Annotated in this window: 1 protein-coding gene; it reads left to right on the top strand. The window is 43.3% G+C overall.

The features are described 5' to 3' along the window. The coding region (locus HWQ37_RS00045; RefSeq protein ID WP_292742506.1) for a condensation domain-containing protein at positions 1-4,528 on the top strand (4,528 nt) is incomplete at both ends.

Raw genomic sequence — 4,528 nt, 5'->3', positions numbered from 1 at the left:
GTGATTATTCTATTACCCATGTCACGCTACCACCATCGGCGTTAGCAGTTATGCCAATTGAGGAACTTCCGGCATTGCAAACGATGATTGTAGCTGGAGAAGCTTGTTCTGTTGAATTAATTAGGCAATGGTCTGTTGGCAGAAACTTCTTCAACGCCTACGGGCCAACAGAAGCTACTGTCTGTGCCACGATTGCAAAATGCACTAATGACGACGATAAAATATCTATTGGTAAGGCGATCGCTAACGCGCAGGTTTATATTTTAGATGAATATCTGCAACCAGTACCGATTGGTGTACCAGGTGAATTGCACATCGGTGGTGTGGGGTTAGCCAGAGGCTACCTTAATCGTCCAGAGTTGACACAAGAGAAATTCATCCCCAATCCCTTCGGTCGAAGCAGGGGAGCAGGGGAGCAGGGAAGCAGCACTTCTCTACGAGACGCTGCGCGAAGGGCTTCGCTCAGTGACCGAGGAGCAGAAATTCTTGCTAATTCCCAATCTCCAATCCCCAGTCCCCGACTTTATAAAACCGGAGATTTAGCACGCTATTTACCAGATGGCAACATTAAATACCTGGGACGCATCGACAATCAGGTAAAAATCCGCGGCTTCCGTATCGAGTTGGGAGAAATTGAAGAATTACTAAACCAAAATGACGATGTGCAGGCAGCTTGTGTTATTGCCCGCGAAGATAATCCAGGTGATAAACGCTTAGTAGCCTACGTGGTAGGAGATAAACAACATCCACCTACAATTAACCAGTTAAGATCCTTCCTTTCTAGTCAACTGCCACAATACATGATACCTCATGCTTTTGTGATACTAGAGTCTTTACCTCTTACTCCCAACGGCAAGATAGACCGTCGCGCATTGAGAGCGCCAGACTCTCGTGAAGGACTGGAAATAAGTTTTGTCGCCCCGCGCACTCCGATTGAAGAAATGCTAGCCCAAATTTGGGCATCAGTCCTAAAAGTCGAGCAAGTAGGTATACATGATAACTTCTTTGAACTAGGTGGAGATTCGATCCTCAGTATTCAAATTATTGCCAGAGCAAATCAGCTAAGAATTCAGATCAGTCCCAAGCAACTGTTTATGCATCAGACAATATCTAAGTTAGCAGAAGTCGCTGGGACAACTGAAGCGATCGCAGTAGAACAAGGATTAGTCACAGGGACATTACCTCTAACACCAATTCAACACTATTTCTTTGAGCAAAATTTACAACAGCCGCACCACTTTAATCAATCATTTCTGCTCTGTGTACCATCAGACCTCAAGACAGAGTTATTAAAGCAAGTATTGCAGCAATTGCTAGCACATCACGATGCTCTGCGCCTACGTTTTACACAATCTGAGTCCACTTGGCAGCAGATTCACTCTGCTGTGACTAATAGCGTTGCCTTCTCTCACATAGACTTATCGGTACTTCCAGAAAGTGAGCAACAAACTGCTATTGAAACTAAAGCGGCTTCCTTTCAGGCGAGTTTGAATCTGTCAGAAAATCTAGTGCAAGTCGCCTTTTTCCATCTAGGTATTGACAAAAGGGCGCGATTACTCATAGTCATCCATCACTTGGTAGTTGATGGTGTTTCTTGGCGGATTTTATTAGAGGATTTACAAACAGCTTACCAGCAACTTGCTCAAGGTAAAGCCATCGCCCTGACTGCCAAAACAACTTCTTTCAAGGATTGGTCTGAAAAATTAACAGAATATGCACAATCACAAGCCCTCAAATCTGAAGTGGCTTATTGGCTGAATGAATCTCGCGCCGCAGTTCCTCCCATCTTAGTTGATTATACAAAAGGAGCGAACACTGTTGAAGGAGCTAGTACAGTATCAGTGTCGTTAAATGAGGCACAAACTCGTGCTTTACTGCAAGATGTGCCGAAGGCTTACAACACTCAAATTAACGATGTGCTACTGACTGCCTTAGTGCTGGTTTTAGGCAAATGGACTAACTCAAGCTCTGTACTATTCAACTTAGAAGGTCATGGGCGAGAAGATATTGTTGATGGTGTTGATTTATCCCGCACTATCGGTTGGTTTACAACCATTTTCCCTGTACTTGTGGAACTCCAAGCAACAGAAAATCCAGCAGATGCCTTAAAATCTGTCAAAGAACAACTGCGTGCTATTCCCAACAAAGGAATTGGCTACGGCTTATTGCGCTATCTGAGTCAGGATGCAGAAATTGCTGCTCAACTTCAAGCATTTGGGCAAGCAGAAATCAGTTTTAATTATTTAGGTCAATTCGATCAACTTCTCAATACATCTTCTTGGATGCAGCCAGCTAGTGAGTCTGCTGGACAAAGCCAAAGTTTGCAGAACAACCGCGCTCATTTATTAGACATTAACAGCATTATTGCTGGAGAACGGTTGCAAATAGAGTGGACTTACAGCAACAATGTCCACCAGCACGCCACGATCGCAACTCTAGCGCAAGATTTTGTTAAAACATTGCAAGGGTTGATTGCTCATTGTTCATCACCTGAGAGTGGAGGTTATACACCTTCAGATTTTTCGTTAGCCAAACTCAACCAGCTAGAACTAGATCAACTGTTGGCAAGTTTAGGCAAAACTAAATCCAGAAATATTGAAGATATTTACCCACTTTCTCCCATGCAGCAGGGTATGCTGTTTGAAAGTTTGTATGCTCCAGACACAGGAGTATATTTTGAGCAGTTAAGTTTTACTTTAAAAGGTGAGTTGAACGTAGCAGCTTTTGAGCAAGCTTGGCAGCAAGTCGTAGCACGGCATTCAATCTTGCGGACTGCTTTTGTTTGGGAGCAATTAACCCAGCCACTTCAAATCGTGTATCGGCAGGTGGATATTAAGCTCAACAGACATGATTGGCAACGGCTATCTGCACAAGATCAGCAACAGCAATTAGAGCTTTTCTTGCATTCACAGCGACAACAGGGTTTCCAACTCTCTCTTGCACCACTGATGCACCTAGCCCTCATTCAATTGAGTGCAGATACTTATCAATTCGTTTGGAGTTCTCATCACTTATTACTTGATGGCTGGTCAATGCCTTTGGTTTTCAAAGACCTATTGTATTTTTATCAAGCAATTTTTCAGGGTGAAACTAAGACAGTTCAACCAACCCAAAGCTACCGCAACTATATTGCTTGGCTACAGAAACAAGACTTAGCCCTAGCTGAACAATTCTGGAAAGAAAAACTCCAAGGTTTTACTGCACCCACTCCTTTGAGTGTCGATAAACCATCGTTAAACCGAAAACAGTTAAATTCTAGCTATAGTGAACAACAAATCCAACTGACAGTGCAAGCAACAGCAGCCCTACAAAGTTTTGCACAACAACATCAACTGACAATAAATAATCTAGTGCAGGCAACTTGGGCAATACTTCTGTGTCGCTACAACCAAGAAACAGATGTAGTTTTTGGTGCTACTGTATCTGGTCGTCCGCCATCTCTTATCGGCATCGAATCGATGGTGGGAATATTTATCAACACTTTGCCAGTGCGAGTTCAAGTTGCAGATGATACCCAAGTGCTGACTTTGTTGAAGGATTTACAAGCACTAGCCTTTGAGTCTGAGCAATACTCATATAGTTCATTGGTAGAGATTCAGGGCTGGAGTGAAGTTCCCAGAGGTACGTCTTTATTCGAGAGCATTGTCGTCTTCGAGAATTATCCAGTTGATGCGGCAGTGCAAGAACACAATTACGGTTTCTCCATAAACAATATTCACAGCATTGAACAAACCAATTATCCTCTGACTGTAGTTGCTGCTCCTGGTAAGCAATTGTTAGTGAAGATTAGCTATGATACCAGCCGATTTGATGATGGTGCGATCGCTCGAATGTTAGGACATTTTCAAACATTGCTTGAGGGAATTGTTACTAATCCACAGCAGCACCTAGCGCAATTGCCTCTGCTGACAGCAACCGAGAAACAGCAATTATTAGTGGAGTGGAACGATACTCAAGTTGATTATCTTCAAGATAAGTGTACCCATCAGTTGTTTGAAGAGCAAGTAGAGCGTACCCCAGATGCGATCGCAGTTGTGTTTGAAAATCAACAACTCACTTACAACCAGTTGAATGCCAAAGCAAATCAGTTGGCGTACTACTTGCGCTCTTTGGGTGTAGGAGCCGATGTGTTGGTGGGTATTTGTGTGGAGCGATCGCTCTTAATGGTCATAGGACTATTGGGGATTCTTAAGGCGGGTGGGGCTTACGTGCCACTTGATCCAGACTATCCTCAAGAGCGTTTGAGCTTTATGCTTGAAGATGCTCAAGTTTCTATGTTGTTAACTCAACAGCATATTATTGAAAGTTTACCTGACCATCAAGCAAAACTTATCTGTTTGGATACTGACTGGCACTTTATCCATGAGTATGGACAGGATAATTCAATCACTGGTGTGCAAGTAGCTAACTTGGCTTATGTGATTTATACCTCTGGTTCTACCGGAAAGCCTAAAGGAGTGATGCTTTCTCACTGCAACCTTTGCAACCACATGTTCTGGATGCAAGCAACATTCCCGCTAACTCAAGC

Source organism: Nostoc sp. NMS4 (assembly GCF_017115095.1).
In the GTDB taxonomy this organism is placed as follows: domain Bacteria; phylum Cyanobacteriota; class Cyanobacteriia; order Cyanobacteriales; family Nostocaceae; genus Nostoc.
Note: the sequence above shows the minus strand (reverse complement) of the source record. Positions and strands in the feature narration are given on the sequence as shown.